Source organism: Pseudomonas sp. 9_2_1, assembly GCF_059295275.1.
The window spans coordinates 1899629-1916419 of sequence record NZ_CM181239.1 but is presented as its reverse complement, the minus strand read 5'-3'; the positions used below and the strand labels follow the sequence as shown (position 1 = coordinate 1916419).

Sequence of the window (16791 nt, the reverse complement as noted above, 5' to 3'; positions counted from 1 at the left end):
TGGTCATTGCCTTGCGCCGCTCGATCTTGCGCAGCACCTCCAGCACATGCTGGCGGGACACCTCCACAATCGGCAGATCCCCCAGCCAAGGCAGGATGTCCTTGATGAAGTGGCGCTCGATCTGCACCAACGTGCTTTGTCACCCGCGCTTGAGGCTCAGCGCCCTGAAGGCCTTCCAGTCGATGAAGACTGAACGAAAGCAGTTCTCAGAAGCAGCGCAGGCAGCGAGGCGGCTTTCACGCCGGTCGGCGCGAGGATCGACGCCCTGGGCAACCAAGGCGCGCGCCTGATCCCATGCCTCCCTGGCCTCCTTGAGGCTGACGGCGGGATAGACGCCCATCGATATCCGGGCCTGCTTGCCCAGCCAGTAGAAACGGAAGTGCCACTGCTTGGCACCCTTGGCACCAGTGCAAGGCCAGCGGTATCTTTGAGGGTGTAGTTCTTGCCGGTCGGCTTCGCCTGGCGGACGGCACTGTCGGTCAATGGCATGTGTACATCTCCCGGTCTCGTAAGGTCGAGGAGATGTATATCGATGCCCAAGGCCCAGCTCAGCCATCAATCCGCTACGCCAACTGCCCGGAATCGCTGTACTTAAAAATGTACTTGAATTTCGTGGCTACTGGTGGATTCAGGCAGACTGAGCTGGAACGAAAAAAGGCCCCGAAGGGCCTTTTTTCAACGACTTACAGACTTCCATGGAATTCTGCAGATCTATATTTGGAGCGGGAAACGAGACTCGAACTCGCGACCCCGACCTTGGCAAGGTCGTGCTCTACCAACTGAGCTATTCCCGCGTCGTGATGGATGCCATTCTAGCGAAATCCAAAACGGCGTCAACCCCTTGATTCAAAAAAGTTTTATTTTTGTTCCGAGCCTTCGCGCAGGTGCGGCCAGGCCGCTACCAGGTAGTGCACCATCGACCACAATGTCAGCCCTGCCGCCACCAGTAGCAGCCCGTAACCCAGAATGACCCAGAACGTCACTGCAGGCGGGTTGGCCAGCAGAATCACCAGCGCCAGCATCTGTGCCGCGGTTTTCCACTTGCCCAGGTCGGACACCGCCACATGTGCCCGCGCGCCCAGCTCGGCCATCCACTCGCGCAGTGCCGATACCACGATCTCGCGGCCGATGATGACTGCAGCCGGCAGGGTCAGCCAGAAGTTGGCGTGCACCTGCACCAGCAGTACCAAAGCCACCGCTACCATCAGCTTGTCGGCCACCGGGTCCAGGAACGCGCCGAACGGGGTGCTCTGCTGCAGGCGACGCGCCAGGTAGCCGTCCAGCCAGTCGGTGGCGGCCGCCACCGCAAACACGCTGCTGGCGGCCATATAGCTCCAGTGATAGGGCATATAGAACAGCAGGATGAAGATCGGAATGAGCAGGACGCGTAGAACGGTGAGCAGGTTTGGAATATTCATCGGTACGACTGGCCGCAAGTTGAGCCCGGCATTCTACTCGCTATGCAGGCTGGCATAAATCGACTCGGCAAGCTTTTTACTGATGCCGGGGGCTTTGGCGATTTCATCGATACTGGCGCGGTTGAGCTCCTGCAGGCCGCCGAAATGTTTCAGCAGGTCGCGGCGGCGCTTGGGCCCTACCCCGGCCACATCCTCCAGGCTGGACACCCGACGGGCCTTGCCGCGGCGGGCGCGGTGGCCGGTAATGGCGAAACGGTGGGCTTCGTCGCGGATCTGCTGGATCAGGTGCAGGGCCGATGAATCGCCCTTGAGAGTGAATTCGTGGTGCACGTCGTTCAGGTAGAGGGTTTCGAAACCGGCCTTGCGGGTTACGCCCTTGGCCACGCCGAGCAAGGTAAGGTCGGTGAAACCCAGCTCCTGCATCACGTCGCGGGCCATGTTCAGCTGGCCTTTGCCGCCGTCCACCAGCAACACGTCGGGCAGCTTGCCTTCGCCATCCTTGATGCGCCCGTAACGGCGGGTCAGCGCCTGATGCATGGCTGCGTAGTCGTCGCCGGCGGTGACACCTTCGATATTGAAGCGCCGGTAATCGGACTTCAGCGGGCCTTCCGGGCCGAACACCACGCAACTGGCCACGGTGGCTTCGCCGCTGGAATGGCTGATGTCGTAGCACTCCAGGCGCTGCGGTACTTCGTCCAGGCCGAGCACTTCGGCCAAGGCCTCGAAACGTGCAGCCATATGCTGGCGGTTGGCCAGGCGGGCGTTCAGCGCCTGTTCGGCGTTGGTTACCGCCAGCTGCTGCCAGCGAGCGCGGGTGCCACGCACCCGATGGCTGATGGACAGCTCACGGCCGCGCAGCGTGTGCAGCGCTTCGATGATGGCCTGGAAGTCTTCGTGAACAACGTTGACGATCAACTCGCTGGGCAATTCACGTTCGGCGTTGCCCAGGTAGTACTGGGACAGGAAGGCCGCCATGACCTCGGCCACCTCCTCCTCGATGCCCACCTGGGGAAAGAAGTTCTTGCTGCCCAGCACCCGGCCGCCGCGCACGCTGATCAGGTGCACGCAGGCGCCACCCGGGTTGACGAAAGCGGCAATGACGTCAACGTCGCCGCTGCCGCCTTCGATATATTGCTGGTCCTGCACGCGGCGCAGCAGGGCGATCTGGTCCCGCAACTCGGCGGCCTTTTCGAAATTGAGGGCCATGGCGGCCTTTTCCATTTCGGCATTCAGCTCATTGCCCAGCTGCTGGCTGCGACCTTCGAGGAACATCACCGAGTGGCGCACGTCTTCGGCGTATTCCTCGGCGCTGACCAGGTCAGTGCAGGGCCCTTTGCAACGCTTGATCTGGTACTGCAGGCACGGCCGGGTGCGGTTGGCGTAGTAGCTGTCTTCGCACTGGCGGACAGAGAACGCCTTTTGCAGCAGGCTCAGGCTCTCGCGGATGGCGCCGGCGCTGGGGTATGGGCCGAAGTAGCGGCCCTTGGCCTTTTTCGCCCCACGGTGAATGCCCAGCCGCGGAAACTCACCGTCGGACAAAAACACGTAGGGGTAGGATTTATCGTCGCGCAGCAGGATGTTGTACGGCGGGCGCCATTCCTTGATCAGGTTCTGCTCCAGCAGCAACGCCTCGGTTTCGTTGGCGGTGATGGTGGTTTCGACCTGGGCAATGCGCGCAACCAGCGCGGCGGTCTTGGGCGCCAGGCCGGTCTTGCGGAAATAGCTGGTCAGGCGTTTCTTCAGGTTCTTGGCCTTGCCCACGTACAGCAGCCGGGCTTCGGCGTCGAACATTCGGTAAACGCCCGGGCGACCGCTGCAGGTCGCCAGAAATGCGCTGGCATCAAAAACTTGAGACATGAGGGTTTACAGGCTTGCGTCAACCATACCGTGGCGAACGGCCAGCAAGGTCAGTTCGACGTCGCTGGTGACCGAGAGTTTTTCAAAGATCCGATAACGGTAAGTATTGACGGTCTTGGGCGAGAGACACAACTTGTCGGAGATGATCTGCACTTTCTGGCAGCCGACGATCATCAGAGCAATCTGGATTTCCCGCTCGGACAACGCGTCGAACGGCGAGCCCTGCGGCTGGAACGGCTTGAGCGCCAGCTGCTGGGCAATCTGCGGGCTGATGTAGCGCTGGCCGGCGAAGGCCAGGCGAATGGCCTGGACCATTTCATCCAGGCCTGCGCCCTTGGTCAGGTAGCCGGCGGCACCGGCCTGCAACAGCCGCGTGGGGAACGGGTCGTCCTCGCACACGGTCACGGCTACCACCTTGATGTCCGGGTGGCTGCGCAACAGTTTGCGGGTGGCTTCCAGGCCGCCGATGCCAGGCATTTTCACGTCCATCAGCACCACGTCCGGCTTCAGCTCACGGGCCAGCTTGAGCGCCGACTCGCCCGAATCCCCCTCACCCACCACCTGCAGGCCATCGATGTCGGCGAGCATGCGCGTAATACCGGTTCGTACCAGATCGTGATCGTCGACCACTAAGACCCTAATCAAGCACACACCTCGTCAGCAGGGCGATTGGATCCCGCCACCTTAACAAAAAATTTCACGGTGGGCCTAACGCATTGCTTCCGTCAGAAACGCCTGACGCTCAACTGTGAGAGACCGCACTGTTTGCCGGGTTTTTTCAGGGTTCGCCAATCGGCCCAGCAGGTGCCCGAGTGCCGCTTGATCATCGACCGACAATTGCCGGAAAGCCTTCAGCAAGGCGGACTCGTCCATGCTCAACCCGTCCAGCAGGGCCGGGGTGCGGATGCCGCTGAGCACGTACGACGCATCCACACCACGCGTCGCCAATGCCGCCAGGTAATCCACCCGCGGCATGCGTTCACCGCTCTCGTATTTGCCCTGGGCATTGGGTTCGACCCCACCGATATAGCCAAACACGCGCTGAGTCATGCCCAGTCGCTCACGCTCTTCCCGCAGACGCGGACCGATTCCATTCATAGGGGGTTCTCCTTTCCCTTGATTTTGCCGAGGCACTCCCCGCCTGCCGAAGGGCAGCCGTGGCTGTCAGCCTTCACTATGCCGATGCGCTGGGGTCGCGACAAGCCATCATTGAGCCACTAGTCGATGGTTCGCTGCATGCGTACAAAACAGTCGTCCTCGCCCATTTCGACAAAGCCGTGGCGCCGATAAAGCAGGCGGGCCGGGTTGCTGCGAAATACCATCAGCCGCAGCAGCGGCAGGCCGCGCTGCCTGGCCCACAGGACAAGTTGCTCCAGCACCCAACTACCCACCCCGTGACCGCGGTGCTCGGGCAGCAGGTGCAACTCGCGGATGAACAGCGCCTGACGGTCCTGGCTGAGGCTGCAAAAGCCCAGCAAGGTGTCCCCGTCGGTCACCAGCCACTGCTCGCGCCAGCCCCAGGCTTCGTCGAAAGCCTCCTCTATCCAGAGCAGGTGGTATTCGCGGTAGTACGGCAGCATGGCGCGGCGGGTGAGGTCGCGGGCGAAGGTGCAGTGGCTGTCGTTTGCCGGGGTCAGGTTCAGGGGCATCACACAATGTGCTCTCGGGGTTTCCAGGCATCGATCAATGGCCATAACACACGGGTGAACTGCCGGGCCCGCGCTTGTCCAGTTCGTCTTCCAGCCAGTCGGCCAGCACCCGGGCATTGTTGTGCTCGGTGTCCTTGCCGGCATACAGCAATGTCAGCGTGCCTTGCTCTGCCATGCCCAGCAGCGGGTACCAGTGCTCGGGGTGAGCGGCCAGCTCTTGCTGGTAACGCTGGGTGAAACCGGCGAAATCCAGTTCGCCCTGGTGAAGTGACCTGCGCAGCTGATCCGAAGGTGCCACCTCACGCATCCACTGGCCGTGCAGGTCTTGCTTGCGCTTGTTGCGCGGCCACAAGCGGTCGACCAGCACCCGCTGGCCGTCTTCAACCTCGACCGCAGCGTAGACGCGCTTGCAGCGGATCATGGAGTTCTCCTGCCGTTAGCATCTGTCTTGAGCCTAGATAATTGATCGAGGTCGCGGGCAGGTGCGGTTTGTTTTTTTTGCTCTAGGCCCGCACAGCCACCATCAACCCGGAATCTTCAGCCCACGCTGCACCGCCGGCCGCTCAAGGAACACCGCCAGCACTCGCTGCACTTCCTTGAACTGATCAAACCCAACCAGCTCGCTCGCGTTGTAACGCTCCACCAGGTTGCGCACCCACGGCAAGATCGCGATGTCGGCGATGCTGTATTCGTCGACCATCCACTGCCGGCCCTTCAAGTGCCGGTCCAGCACACCCAGCAGCCGTTTGGACTCATTCACATAACGGTCCCGGGGGCGCTTGTCCTCGTATTCCTTGCCGGCAAAGAAGTGGAAGAACCCGACCTGGCCGAACATCGGCCCGATGCCGCCCATCTGGAACATCAGCCACTGCAAGGTCAGGTAGCGTTGGGCCGGGTCCAGGCTCAACAACTTCCCGCTCTTTTCCGCCAGGTACTGCAGGATCGCCCCCGACTCGAACAGCGGCAGCGGCTTGCCGCCGGGGCCGTTGGGGTCGAGGATGGCGGGGATCTTGTTGTTGGCGCTGAGCGAGATGAACTCGGGGCTCAGCTGGTCATCGCTTTCGAAGCTGACCTTGTGCGGCTCGTAGGCCAGGCCGATTTCTTCGAGCATGATCGACACCTTGACGCCGTTGGGCGTCGGCAGCGAATACAGCTGCAGCCATTCAGGGTGTCGGGCGGGCCATTTGCGGGTGATGGGGAACGCACTGAGATCGGTCATGATCAACCTTGCCTGTGGAATGAACCTGCCACTCTAGAGGCATCCCGGGCGGCTGACCATCACCGGCCGCGCATGACCGTGGCCCGTTCAGGCCTGACCGTGGGCCTTGAGCTTGAGCTTTTCGGTATCGACGCGCACGAACACCGAGTCGGCGGTGACGGTCAGCACATCGTCGGCCCAGACTTCGCAGAGCACGCGGGTCTTGCGCCCTGTTTCACCTTCCACGCGGGCTTTGAGCAGCAGCTCGACGCCCATCGGCGTGGGCTTCAGGTAGGTCAGGTTGAGCGTGCCGGTCACGCAGTCGATACGCGGCAAGCTGCCCGGCTCGCGGCCTTCGTTACGGTAGTGGTAGGCCATGGCTGTCCAGTTGGAGTGGCAGTCGACCAGCATCGCCAGCAGGCCACCGTAGACGAGGCCGGGCCAGCCGATGAAGGTACTGTCGGGCGCGTGACGGCACAGCAGGTGGATGCCATCGGCATCCCAATGGCTTTGCAGGTGCAGGCCGCTGGGGTGCGAGCAACCGCAGCCGTAGCAGGTGCCGTCTGGCGCAGCGAGGGCCTGGAGGGAAAGGTTCTGATTGTTCATACGCTTCCTGTGCTTATTGATATGGGGGCGCGCAACGCCCCCATTAAAGCAGAAACATCAGGCCGTCTGGGCGACCACCCTGGCGCGCCGCTGGGTCAGCGAAACCAGCAGGATGAACGCGGTCACCCCGGCGGTCATCAGCGTTTCATAACGGTAGGCATCGCTGAACAGCATGTAGCCCAGCACCATGACAATGGTGCCGATCACCAGCCAGGTCAGCCACGGGAACAGCCACATCTTCAGCTCTAGCGGCCGCCCTTCACGGTCAGCACGGGCACGCATGCGCAGCTGCGACACGGCGATCACCAGGTACACCAGCAAGGCGATGGCGCCGGTGGTCGACAACAGGAATCCGAACACCTTCCCCGGGAACACATAGTTGACCAGGCAACCGGCAAACCCGGCCAGGGTCGAGAGGATGACCGCGACAGTGGGCACACCCGAACCGGAGATGCGCTTGGTCATGCTCAGCGCCTGGCCACGGGCGCCCAGCGAATAGAGCATGCGCGAGGCGGTGTACAGGCCCGAGTTCATGCAACTGGTCACTGCCACCAGCACCACCAGGTCGACCAGCAGCTTGGCGCCCGGCACGTTCAGCACTTCCAGCACACGCTGGAACGAGCCAACGGCTTTCAGTGCAGGGTCATTCCAGGCAACCAGCGACACCACAAGGAAGATCGACGCCAGGTAGAAGATGGCAATGCGGTACACCACCAGGTTGGTGGCGCGGCGGATCTTGTCTTTCGGGTTGGCGGTTTCGTCAGCGGCAATGGTGACGATTTCGGCGCCGAAGAACGAGAAGATGGTGATCAGCACGCCCCCCAGCACGGTACCGAAGCCGTTCGGCATGAAGCCGCCGTTGTCCCATAGCCGACTCACCCCGGACACCTCGGCCAGCGGCCAGAAGCCGAATATCGCCAGGCTGCAGACCACGATGAAGGCAATGATTGCCACCACCTTGACCAGCGCGAACCAGTATTCGAAGGCGCCGAAGTTCTTCACGCTGATCAGGTTGGTACCCGACAGCACCAGCATGATCAGGAAGGCGAACAGCCAGGACGGCACGCCGGGGAAGTAGGCATGCAGGATGTCGGCGCCAGCAATGGCCTCGACCGGAATGATCAGTACCCAGAACCACCAGTACAGCCAGCCAATGGTAAAGCCCGCCCAGGGGCCGATGGCTTCGGAGGCATAGGTGGAAAACGAGCCACTGTTGGGGTTGGCGATGGCCATTTCGCCGAGCATGCGCATCACCAGCAGGACCAGCAGCCCGGTCATGGCGTACGAAATGAGGATGGCCGGGCCTGCGGTGGCAATGGCGTTGGAGGAGCCGATGAACAGGCCGGCGCCGATGATACCGGCGATGGAGATCATGGAAACCTGACGGGAAGTCAGGCCGTGCTGCAGGGAACGCTGTTTCTTGTTGTCTAGCGAAGCCATGAAGAACCCTCGAATGGGTCGGCCGCGGCGAGGCGGCTGAAGGTCGGAGCAGAATTCTTGTAAATTTCTGATGGACGTTGTTGTTGTTTTGTTGATGCCGGAAACGGGTACTGGCCTCCTCTTCGCACGACCGGTTGTAATCGTTGATCCAGGTCAGTATTAATCTATAGGCCGGGGTCAACAAACGACCTTTTCGAACCACATGATTCCGCTTTGGAATGAACTTCATCCTTTTTTGCTCGGTATGTGCCCGTCATGTCCAAACGCCTGATGCCTTCGACTACCGCCCTCCAGTGCTTCGAGGCGGCCGCCCGCCATCTCAGCTTCACCCGCGCGGCCCAGGAACTGCACCTGACCCAGAGCGCGGTCAGCAAGCAGGTGGCGCAGCTGGAGGACATGCTCTCGCACTCGCTGTTCCAGCGCATTCGCCGGCGCCTGCACCTGACCCCGGCCGGTGCGCTGTACCTCACCGAAGTGAACAAGATCCTCACCCAGATCGACATCTCCAGCCGCTACATCCTCAGCTATGGCGATGAGACCGAAGTGCTGCGCATCGCCACCCAGCCCACCTTCGGTGCCCGCTGGCTGGTGCCCAAGCTCAAGGGTTTCGGCGACCGCTACCCGCGTATTCACCTGGATGTACGCAACGAACTGGAGCCGTTCGACCTGGTCCAGGCCAAGGCTGACATCGCCTTTTTCTTCGGCCAGGGCACCTGGCCCGGGGCAACCTGCATCGAGTTGTTCAGCGAAGAAGTGGTGCCGGTATGCAGCCCTCAGCTGCTGGCCAATCACCCGTTCGCCAGCGCCCAGGCGCTGACCGAGCACCGTTTGTTGCAATGCGTGTCGCGCCCCGAGGCCTGGCATGAATGGTTTCTGGGGCTGGGGCTGCATAGCCAGAACAGCTACCACGGGCCGCGTTTCGACACGTTCTACCTGTGCATTCGCGCGGCCATCGCTGGCTGCGGCATTGCCTTGATTCCGCGCTACCTGGTAGCCGAGGAGCTCAGCGAAGGCAAGCTGGTGGTGGCCTGGGACCACCCGGTGGCAAGCAATGGCAGGCACTTCATTGCGCATGCCGAGCATGCCGCCGAGGTGCCCAAGATACGGGCCTTTGTGCAGTGGATTCGCGAGCGGGTGGCTGAGGGGGATTGATTACTCCTGTGCAAGCCCGCGAAGAGGCCGGCACAGCCAACACAAAACATTGGCCAGATCACGAATCCATGGAATGACCGCAATCAATTAATTCGTTTGCAGAACACCCCGCCAACACGCTTGGATAATAAGAAACTCGAACAAGGTCCGCGTGCCCCATGAACCAGGAAAGTATCAGCCAATCCATTGCCATCGTTCACCCGATCACACTTTCCCATGGCCGCAATGCCGAAGTCTGGGACACCGACGGTAAACATTACATCGACTTCGTCGGCGGTATCGGCGTCCTCAACCTGGGCCATTGCAACCCGGCCGTTGTCGAAGCGATCCAGGCCCAGGCCACCCGCCTCACCCACTACGCCTTCAACGCCGCCCCGCATGGCCCGTACCTGGACCTGATGGCGCAGCTGAGCCAGTTCGTGCCAGTCAGCTACCCGTTGGCCGGCATGCTCACCAACAGCGGCGCAGAAGCTGCAGAAAACGCCCTCAAGGTGGCCCGCGGAGCCACCGGCAAACGCGCCATCATCGCCTTCGACGGCGGCTTCCATGGCCGCACCCTCGCCACCCTGAACCTCAACGGCAAGGTCGCCCCGTACAAGCAGCGGGTCGGCGAACTGCCGGGGCCGGTGTACCACCTGCCCTACCCCAGCGCCGACAACGGGGTTACCTGCGAGCAGGCGCTCAAGGCCATGGAGCGCCTGTTCAGCGTCGAGCTGGCTGTGGAGGACGTGGCGGCATTCATCTTCGAGCCGGTACAGGGTGAAGGCGGCTTCCTCGCGCTCGACCCGATGTTCGCCCAGGCCCTGCGCCGTTTCTGCGACGAACACGGCATCCTGATCATCATCGACGAGATCCAGTCGGGCTTCGGCCGTACCGGCCAGCGCTTCGCCTTCCCGCGCCTGAGCATCGAGCCTGATCTGCTGCTGCTGGCCAAGAGCATCGCCGGCGGCATGCCGCTGGGTGCGGTGGTGGGGCGCAAGGATTTGATGGCATCGCTGCCCAAGGGCGGCCTGGGTGGCACCTATTCGGGCAACCCGATTGCCTGTGCGGCAGCCTTGGCCAGCCTGGCGCAGATGACCGACGAAAACCTGGCGACCTGGGGGGAGCGCCAGGAGCAGGCGATCGTCAGCCGCTACCAACGCTGGAAGGCATCAGGCCTGAGCCCGTTCATCGGCCGCCTGACCGGGGTGGGCGCCATGCGCGGCATCGAGTTCGTCAATGCCGACGGCAGCCCGGCACCGGCGCAACTGGCAAAGGTGATGGAAACGGCGCGGGCCAAGGGCCTGCTGCTGATGCCAAGCGGCAAGGCGCGGCACATCATCCGCCTGCTGGCACCGCTGACCATCGAGGCCGAGGTGCTCGAGGCAGGCCTGGATATTCTCGAGCAATGCCTCGCAGAGTTGAACTAAAGCTTAAAGGCCCAGCTCTTCCGGGGTCAGCATGTCGGACTCGAAGGCAATCCAGCCGCCTTCGAGCTCGGCGTGGCCGTTGACGATCGGGCCGTAGTAGGTCAGCCCGTTCTCCAGAGTCACACAGATGTGCGTGGCATTTTTTTCAGGGGCCGCGAGCGTACCGACGAAATGCACCTTCTTCAGGGTTTCGGTGACCGCCTCCAGGCCTACGCGCATTTTGGGGTTTTCCGAGGCCTCGATATCGCCCCCACGGTCTTCGGCGCTGATGGTTACGGTGGCGGTATAGGGGTACTTGGTGCTCAAGCGGGTTACCTCAAAGGGATGTGAAGGCTTAACAGGCGCGTAGAGTACGGCAGGCGGTCGCGGTTGTCTCTACCGGCCGGTTCGCGGGTCCACCCGCGAACCGGCCGGGCCTGCAAAAGATGATCTGGCAGCCCCGATCTGTTAGGGTGCCCGCCGATGCACGCCACACCACACGAGGATCCCGAGTGAGCGCCGAAGAACCCCTTATCGCCGACCTGTTCGATGTCGACAAACGCCTGTCCCTCAGGCCCGTCGTGGACTTCAACAGCTACCTGCGCAATGCCTTTGGCGAAGGCCCGTGCCGCTGCCACCGCTGCACCGAAGGTGCCGACGAAAGCACCTACAGCCATGCTCACAATTTCACTTTTGACGGTGGCCAATGGCATCGCCGCTTCGCCAGCACTGCCGGCAGCGATGTTGCCCAGTTCCTGAAAAAAGCCTGGCTGTCGTACACCAAGGCCGACCTCAACCTGATCGGCACGCTGGACCTGACCACCCTCAAGACCTTCACCGACGCCGCCCTGCACACCCGCCTGCTGGCGCTGTTGCCAGCCAGCGGCCTGGCCCGCGAAGTGGAAGGCCAGTGGCTGCTGCAGGCCCAGACCGACTGACGGCCCGGCGGCGCGGCAGGATTCTACCGGTCTGCTAACGTGGGGGAATCCGCCCATCCGCAGGTAGTCCGCCATGGCCCGCACCACGCCCATCGAGCTGTACCGCAACATCGGCATCGTCGCCCACGTCGACGCAGGCAAGACCACCACTACCGAGCGGATCCTGTTCTACACCGGGGTCAACCACAAGATGGGCGAGGTACACGATGGCGCCGCGACCATGGACTGGATGGCCCAGGAACAGGAGCGCGGCATCACCATCACCTCGGCAGCGACCACGGCCTTCTGGCAGGGCTCGACCAAGCAGTTTGCCGACAAGTACCGCTTCAACATCATCGACACCCCCGGCCACGTCGACTTCACCATCGAGGTCGAGCGCTCGCTGCGCGTGCTGGATGGGGCGGTTGTGGTGTTCAGCGGCGCCGACGGGGTCGAGCCGCAGTCCGAAACAGTCTGGCGCCAGGCCAACAAGTACCATGTGCCGCGGCTGGCCTACATTAACAAGATGGACCGCCAGGGCGCCGATTTCCTGCGCGTGGTCAAGCAGATCGACAAGCGGCTGGGGCATCACCCGGTGCCTATCCAGCTGGCCATCGGCAGCGAAGAAAACTTTATCGGACAGATCGACCTGGTGAAGATGAAGGCCATTTACTGGAATGACGCCGACAACGGCACCAGCTACCGCGAAGAAGAAATACCCGACCACCTGCAGGCCCTGGCCGACGAATGGCGGGCACACATGATAGAGGCCGCGGCCGAGGCAAATGACGAGCTGACCCTGAAGTTTCTCGACGGCGAGGAACTGAGTATCGACGAGATCAAGGCGGCCCTGCGCCAGCGCACCATCGCCAACGAAATCGTGCCGACCATCCTCGGCTCCTCGTTCAAGAACAAAGGCGTGCCGCTGATGCTCGATGCGGTCATCGACTACCTGCCTGCGCCATCCGAGATCCCGGCTATCAAGGGCACCGACCCGGATAATGAAGAGCACCATCTGGAACGCCACGCCGACGACAACGAGCCGTTTTCAGCCTTGGCCTTCAAGATCGCCACGGACCCGTTCGTCGGCACCCTGACCTTTGCCCGCGTCTATTCCGGTGTACTGAGCTCCGGCAACGCGGTGCTCAATTCGGTGAAGGGCAAGAAGGAACGCATCGGCCGCATGGTGCAGATGCACGCCAACCAGCGCGCGGAAATCAAGGACGTGTGTGCCGGTGACATCGCCGCGCTGATCGGCATGAAGGACGTGACCACCGGCGACACCCTGTGCGCCATCGACAACCCGATCATCCTTGAGCGCATGGATTTCCCCGACCCGGTGATATCCGTGGCGGTGGAACCGAAAACCAAGGCCGACCAGGAAAAAATGGGCATCGCGCTGGGCAAGCTGGCCCAGGAAGATCCTTCGTTCCGGGTGCGCACCGACGAGGAGACCGGGCAGACCATCATCTCCGGCATGGGCGAGTTGCACCTGGACATCATCGTCGACCGCATGCGCCGCGAGTTCAATGTCGAGGCCAACATCGGCAAGCCGCAGGTGGCCTACCGCGAAAAAATCCGCAACACCTGCGAGATCGAGGGACGCTTCGTGCGCCAGTCTGGTGGGCGCGGGCAATATGGCCACTGCTGGATCCGCTTCGCCCCCGGTGATGAGGGCAAGGAAGGCTTGGAATTCGTCAACGAGATTGTCGGCGGCGTGGTACCGCGTGAGTACATCCCGGCGATCCAGAAAGGCATCGAGGAGCAGATGAAGAACGGCGTGCTCGCTGGCTACCCTTTGATCAACCTCAAGGCTGCGGTGTTCGACGGCTCCTACCACGACGTCGATTCCAACGAAATGGCTTACAAGATCGCCGCCTCGATGGCCACCAAGCAGCTGTCGCAAAAAGGGGGGGCGGTGTTGCTGGAGCCGGTGATGAAGGTCGAGGTGGTTACCCCCGAAGAGTATCAGGGTGACATCATGGGCGATCTCAGCCGGCGCCGCGGCATGATCCAGGACGGCGACGAGACGCCAGCCGGCAAGGTGATTCGCGCCGAGGTGCCGTTGGGGGAAATGTTCGGCTACGCCACTTCGATGCGCTCGATGACCCAAGGGCGGGCCAGCTACACCATGGAGTTCACCCGCTACGCCGAGGCCCCGGCAAGCATTGCCGATGGCATCGTCAAGAAGAACCGCGGCGAGTGATTTTCGCCTGTACTGGCCTCTTCGCGGCTAAAGCCGCTCCCACACTCTGGGGGAGCGGCTTTAGCCGCGGAGAGGCCGGTACAGGCAAAGACAATTCTCAATGCTGCTCGCCAGCCCGCTTCAACAGTTTCTTGCACCGCTCCGACAAATGCACCACGCGCAAATGCTTGCCGGCCTTGGCGTACCGCTCGCGCAAGGTGGTCAACGCGGCCACTGCCGAGTAATCGACAAAGCTCAGGTGCTGGCAATCCAGCGTGACCTTGGCCGGGTCGTTGGCCGGGTCGAACTGGTTCAGGAACGGCGCGGTCGAGGCAAAGAACAACGTCCCATGCACCTGGTAACGCTTGCCCCCCTCCCCGTCGTCATGGCTGTCGGCGTAAAGCTCGCGGGCATGCTGCCAGGCAAAGTTCACCGCCGCGATGATGATGCCGAACATCACCGCCATGGCCAGGTCGGTGAGCACCGTGACCACTGTCACCGCAATGATCGCCAGCACATCGCTCACCGGCACCTTGTGCAGCACCCGCAACGACGCCCAGGCGAAGGTCTGCTGGGCCACCACGAACATGACCCCGACCAGCGCCGCCAGCGGAATACGCTCGATCAAAGGCGACAGGAACAACACGAACAGCAGAATCATCACCCCGGCCACCACCCCTGACAGCCGGCCACGGCCATTGGAGCTGAGGTTGATCACGGTCTGGCCGATCATCGCGCAACCGCCCATGCCACCGCACAACCCCGAAACCATGTTCGCTGCACCCAGGGCCACGCATTCGCGGTCCGGGTAGCCACGGCTTTCGGTAATTTCATCGGTCAGGTTAAGCGTTAGCAGGGTTTCCAGCAGGCCGACCATGGCCATCAGCACCGCGTAGGGAGCGATGATTTTCAGGGTTTCCAGGTCCCATGGCACATCCGGCAGCGCCAGCACTGGCAGGCCGCCAGCGATGTGCGCCATGTCGCCCAGGGTGCGGGTAGGCAGGTCGAGCAGGTACACCAGCAGGCCAACGCCGAGGATCGCTACCAGCGCGGGGGGTACCGCGCGGGTCAGTTTCGGCAGCACATAGACCACCAGCATGGTCAGCGCCACCAGGCCGATCATGAGGTACAGCGGCGCGCCGCCGAGCCAATGCTCACCCTGCTTGAAATGCTCAAGCTGGGCCAGGGCGATGACGATGGCCAGGCCGTTGACGAAGCCGAGCATGACCGGGTACGGCACCAGGCGCACCAGCTTGCCCAGGCGCAGCAGGCCGAACAGGATCATCACCACCCCACCCAGCAGCACCGTGGCCAGCAGGTACTGCGCACCGTGCTGCACCACCAGGGCGACGATCACCACCGCCATCGAGCCGGCAGCGCCGGAGATCATCCCCGGCCGGCCACCGAACAGCGCTGTCAGGGTGCAGATGATAAACGCCCCGTAAAGCCCCATCAGCGGGTTGAGGTGGGCCACCAAGGCAAAGGCGATGCACTCGGGCACCAGGGCGAACGAGGTGGTCAGGCCGGCGAGCAGGTCGGCGCGTAGTCGGGCGGGTTTCATGGGCATCCTGGAAAGCAGTCCGGGCGGACGTTACAAAAACAAGGGGCGCGATGTTACGTAATTTGTCTGACAGCGACCAGCGCAAGGGTAGCTAGCGCCCGGTACGGGTCAACCACTCGGCCATGGCTGCATCCTCCAGCGCATACTCACCACGGTTGGCCTTCCACACCAGTTCCTTGTCGCGCAGGGCATCCAAAGCCTTCTGTACATTGGGCGTGCTGGCATTGGCTTCGGCCCGGGCCCGTTCCAGCTTGCGGCTGACGTCGATCAAGGTCTGCTCGGTGAACGGCGAAAACGGCTGACGGCCCCGCGTGCGCTCGGCCATCACCTCCAGCACCGCCCGCTGCAACGGCGAAAGTTCGTTCCAGACGCTTTCATAGTCGCTCCACACCCCAGCCTGATGGTTGAGCGCGCCGTTGCGCAGCAGTTCACCCAGGTTGCCGGCCTCGCCCAGGCCGACACTGACCTCGGCCAACAGCTTGTTGAGCATTTCCGGGCGCCGACCGACCAGTTCGAAGGCGTATGCCAGGTCTTCGGCCTTGAACTGGTTGCTGTCGGCCAGGCGACCATTCCAGAGCTCGGTGATGAACTCGACATAATCACGCCCAAGCAACGGAAAGGGGGTGATGCTGGCACCAAAAAACGGCTGCTTGCTCTTGAGCACCAGGTTGGCCAGCTTGTCACGGCTCGAGCCCGTGAACACCAGCCGCAGCCCGTCCGGGCGGTCGCCACGGTTGAGATGGTCCCGCGCAGCCTTGAGGGCGAACATCGCATTCAGGCCGTCTTCGCTATTGAGGGCGTGCTGGGCCTCGTCGATGATCAGCACCACCAGTTGCCCCGACACCTGATGCAAAACAGCCAGCGCCTGGGCCAGCGTGGTGCCCGCCGGCAGTTGTGGCCGAGTGAAATCCCAGCTGAGCGTGCGCAGCAGGTTTATCTTGTCGATACCGGCCTTCTTCGCCGTTCTGGCCAGCGCGCTTTCGAACCCGCTCAAAGCGACACCGATAGCGCCACTGATGAGCTCCGCCGGGGCAGCGTCACGGTCTGACCAGAGGTCGACGTACACCGGCAGCCAGCCGCGATTCACGCATTCCGGGATGAAGTCGTTGTTGAGGAAGGTACTTTTACCGGTACGTCGAGGCGCGGCCAGAAACATGCCCGAGCTGTAATCCACCAGCGACTCGCCGGCCAAATCCTGGGCCAGCGCCTTGGCCAGCTGATCTCGACGCAGGAGCGAGCGGGTCGGAGACATGTGACTATCCTCAATTATCTACCAAACTATAATTTATAGCCTACAAGATAAAACAAGATAAAACACCCATCTGGGCTTCGCTGTCGACGGGGCCAACCTCCGCCCAGATGCCGATGCGTGATCCAGATCCGGCACAAAGCCTGCAAATTTGCCATCATGTTGGCTCTA

17 protein-coding genes, 1 tRNA gene and 1 pseudogene are annotated in these 16791 nt (G+C 62.3%); 4 read left to right on the top strand and 15 right to left on the bottom strand.

Going from position 1 to position 16791, the window contains the following annotated elements; translation table 11 throughout:
• Positions 1-46 precede the first annotated feature (46 nt).
• From AC5O5I_RS08540 to AC5O5I_RS08485, 12 genes and pseudogenes are all read right to left on the bottom strand, one after another.
• A pseudogene (locus AC5O5I_RS08540) lies at positions 47-127 on the bottom strand (hypothetical protein); the annotation flags it as partial.
• A gap of 12 nt (positions 128-139) precedes the next feature.
• Positions 140-340: an Arm DNA-binding domain-containing protein gene (locus AC5O5I_RS08535; protein WP_494512339.1), complete on the bottom strand. Its 201-nt coding sequence runs from the start codon at positions 338-340 to the stop codon at positions 140-142.
• Between the two features lie 378 nt (positions 341-718).
• Positions 719-794, bottom strand: a tRNA-Gly gene (locus AC5O5I_RS08530).
• Between the two features lie 63 nt (positions 795-857).
• A complete protein-coding gene (pgsA, locus tag AC5O5I_RS08525; protein WP_172222132.1) occupies positions 858-1418 on the bottom strand; it encodes a CDP-diacylglycerol--glycerol-3-phosphate 3-phosphatidyltransferase in 561 nt (186 codons plus the stop codon).
• Between the two features lie 33 nt (positions 1419-1451).
• Positions 1452-3275: an excinuclease ABC subunit UvrC gene (gene uvrC, locus AC5O5I_RS08520; RefSeq protein WP_172222128.1), complete on the bottom strand. Its 1824-nt coding sequence runs from the start codon at positions 3273-3275 to the stop codon at positions 1452-1454.
• Between the two features lie 6 nt (positions 3276-3281).
• Positions 3282-3920, bottom strand: coding sequence for a response regulator transcription factor GacA (gene gacA, locus AC5O5I_RS08515; protein ID WP_172222124.1), 639 nt, complete (start codon positions 3918-3920; stop codon positions 3282-3284).
• Positions 3921-3983: 63 nt separating this feature from the next.
• Positions 3984-4373: a helix-turn-helix domain-containing protein gene (locus AC5O5I_RS08510; RefSeq protein WP_172222121.1), complete on the bottom strand. Its 390-nt coding sequence runs from the start codon at positions 4371-4373 to the stop codon at positions 3984-3986.
• A 119-nt stretch (positions 4374-4492) separates the two neighbouring features.
• The gene (locus AC5O5I_RS08505; protein ID WP_172222118.1) at positions 4493-4924 is read right to left on the bottom strand and encodes a GNAT family N-acetyltransferase; all 432 of its coding nucleotides are present in this window, start codon (positions 4922-4924) and stop codon (positions 4493-4495) included.
• 34 nt (positions 4925-4958) lie between these two features.
• Positions 4959-5345: a DUF488 domain-containing protein gene (locus AC5O5I_RS08500; RefSeq protein WP_172286360.1), complete on the bottom strand. Its 387-nt coding sequence runs from the start codon at positions 5343-5345 to the stop codon at positions 4959-4961.
• A gap of 102 nt (positions 5346-5447) precedes the next feature.
• Positions 5448-6143 (bottom strand): glutathione S-transferase N-terminal domain-containing protein, encoded by a 696-nt coding sequence (locus AC5O5I_RS08495; RefSeq protein WP_494512338.1) that lies wholly within the window; start codon positions 6141-6143, stop codon positions 5448-5450.
• An 87-nt stretch (positions 6144-6230) separates the two neighbouring features.
• Entirely contained in the window at positions 6231-6728 is a 498-nt protein-coding gene (locus AC5O5I_RS08490) for a PaaI family thioesterase (protein ID WP_172222109.1), read from the bottom strand.
• Positions 6729-6785: 57 nt separating this feature from the next.
• Positions 6786-8168 (bottom strand): amino acid permease, encoded by a 1383-nt coding sequence (locus AC5O5I_RS08485; RefSeq protein WP_172222106.1) that lies wholly within the window; start codon positions 8166-8168, stop codon positions 6786-6788.
• A gap of 255 nt (positions 8169-8423) precedes the next feature.
• Here AC5O5I_RS08485 and gcvA point away from each other — a divergent pair, with 255 nt between their 5' ends.
• The gene (gene gcvA, locus AC5O5I_RS08480; RefSeq protein ID WP_172231686.1) at positions 8424-9320 is read left to right on the top strand and encodes a transcriptional regulator GcvA; all 897 of its coding nucleotides are present in this window, start codon (positions 8424-8426) and stop codon (positions 9318-9320) included.
• Positions 9321-9478: 158 nt separating this feature from the next.
• Positions 9479-10729 carry a 2-aminoadipate transaminase gene (locus tag AC5O5I_RS08475; RefSeq protein ID WP_494512337.1) on the top strand — a complete coding sequence of 417 codons (1251 nt, stop codon included), beginning with the start codon at positions 9479-9481 and terminating at the stop codon, positions 10727-10729.
• Positions 10730-10732: 3 nt separating this feature from the next.
• On the opposite strand, the gene AC5O5I_RS08470 is transcribed toward AC5O5I_RS08475, so the two are convergent.
• A complete protein-coding gene (locus tag AC5O5I_RS08470; RefSeq protein WP_172231692.1) occupies positions 10733-11035 on the bottom strand; it encodes a hypothetical protein in 303 nt (100 codons plus the stop codon).
• A 185-nt stretch (positions 11036-11220) separates the two neighbouring features.
• Between AC5O5I_RS08470 and AC5O5I_RS08465 the strand changes: the two genes are divergently transcribed.
• Together AC5O5I_RS08465 and fusA are read left to right on the top strand one after the other, a co-directional pair.
• Entirely contained in the window at positions 11221-11646 is a 426-nt protein-coding gene (locus AC5O5I_RS08465; protein WP_172231695.1) for a hypothetical protein, read from the top strand.
• 73 nt (positions 11647-11719) lie between these two features.
• Positions 11720-13831 carry an elongation factor G gene (gene fusA / locus AC5O5I_RS08460; RefSeq protein WP_172286356.1) on the top strand — a complete coding sequence of 704 codons (2112 nt, stop codon included), beginning with the start codon at positions 11720-11722 and terminating at the stop codon, positions 13829-13831.
• Between the two features lie 97 nt (positions 13832-13928).
• Here fusA and AC5O5I_RS08455 read toward each other — a convergent pair whose 3' ends face one another.
• Positions 13929-15371: a SulP family inorganic anion transporter gene (locus tag AC5O5I_RS08455; RefSeq protein ID WP_172227860.1), complete on the bottom strand. Its 1443-nt coding sequence runs from the start codon at positions 15369-15371 to the stop codon at positions 13929-13931.
• A 91-nt stretch (positions 15372-15462) separates the two neighbouring features.
• Entirely contained in the window at positions 15463-16623 is a 1161-nt protein-coding gene (locus AC5O5I_RS08450; RefSeq protein ID WP_494512336.1) for an ATP-binding protein, read from the bottom strand.
• Positions 16624-16791: the final 168 nt, after the last annotated feature.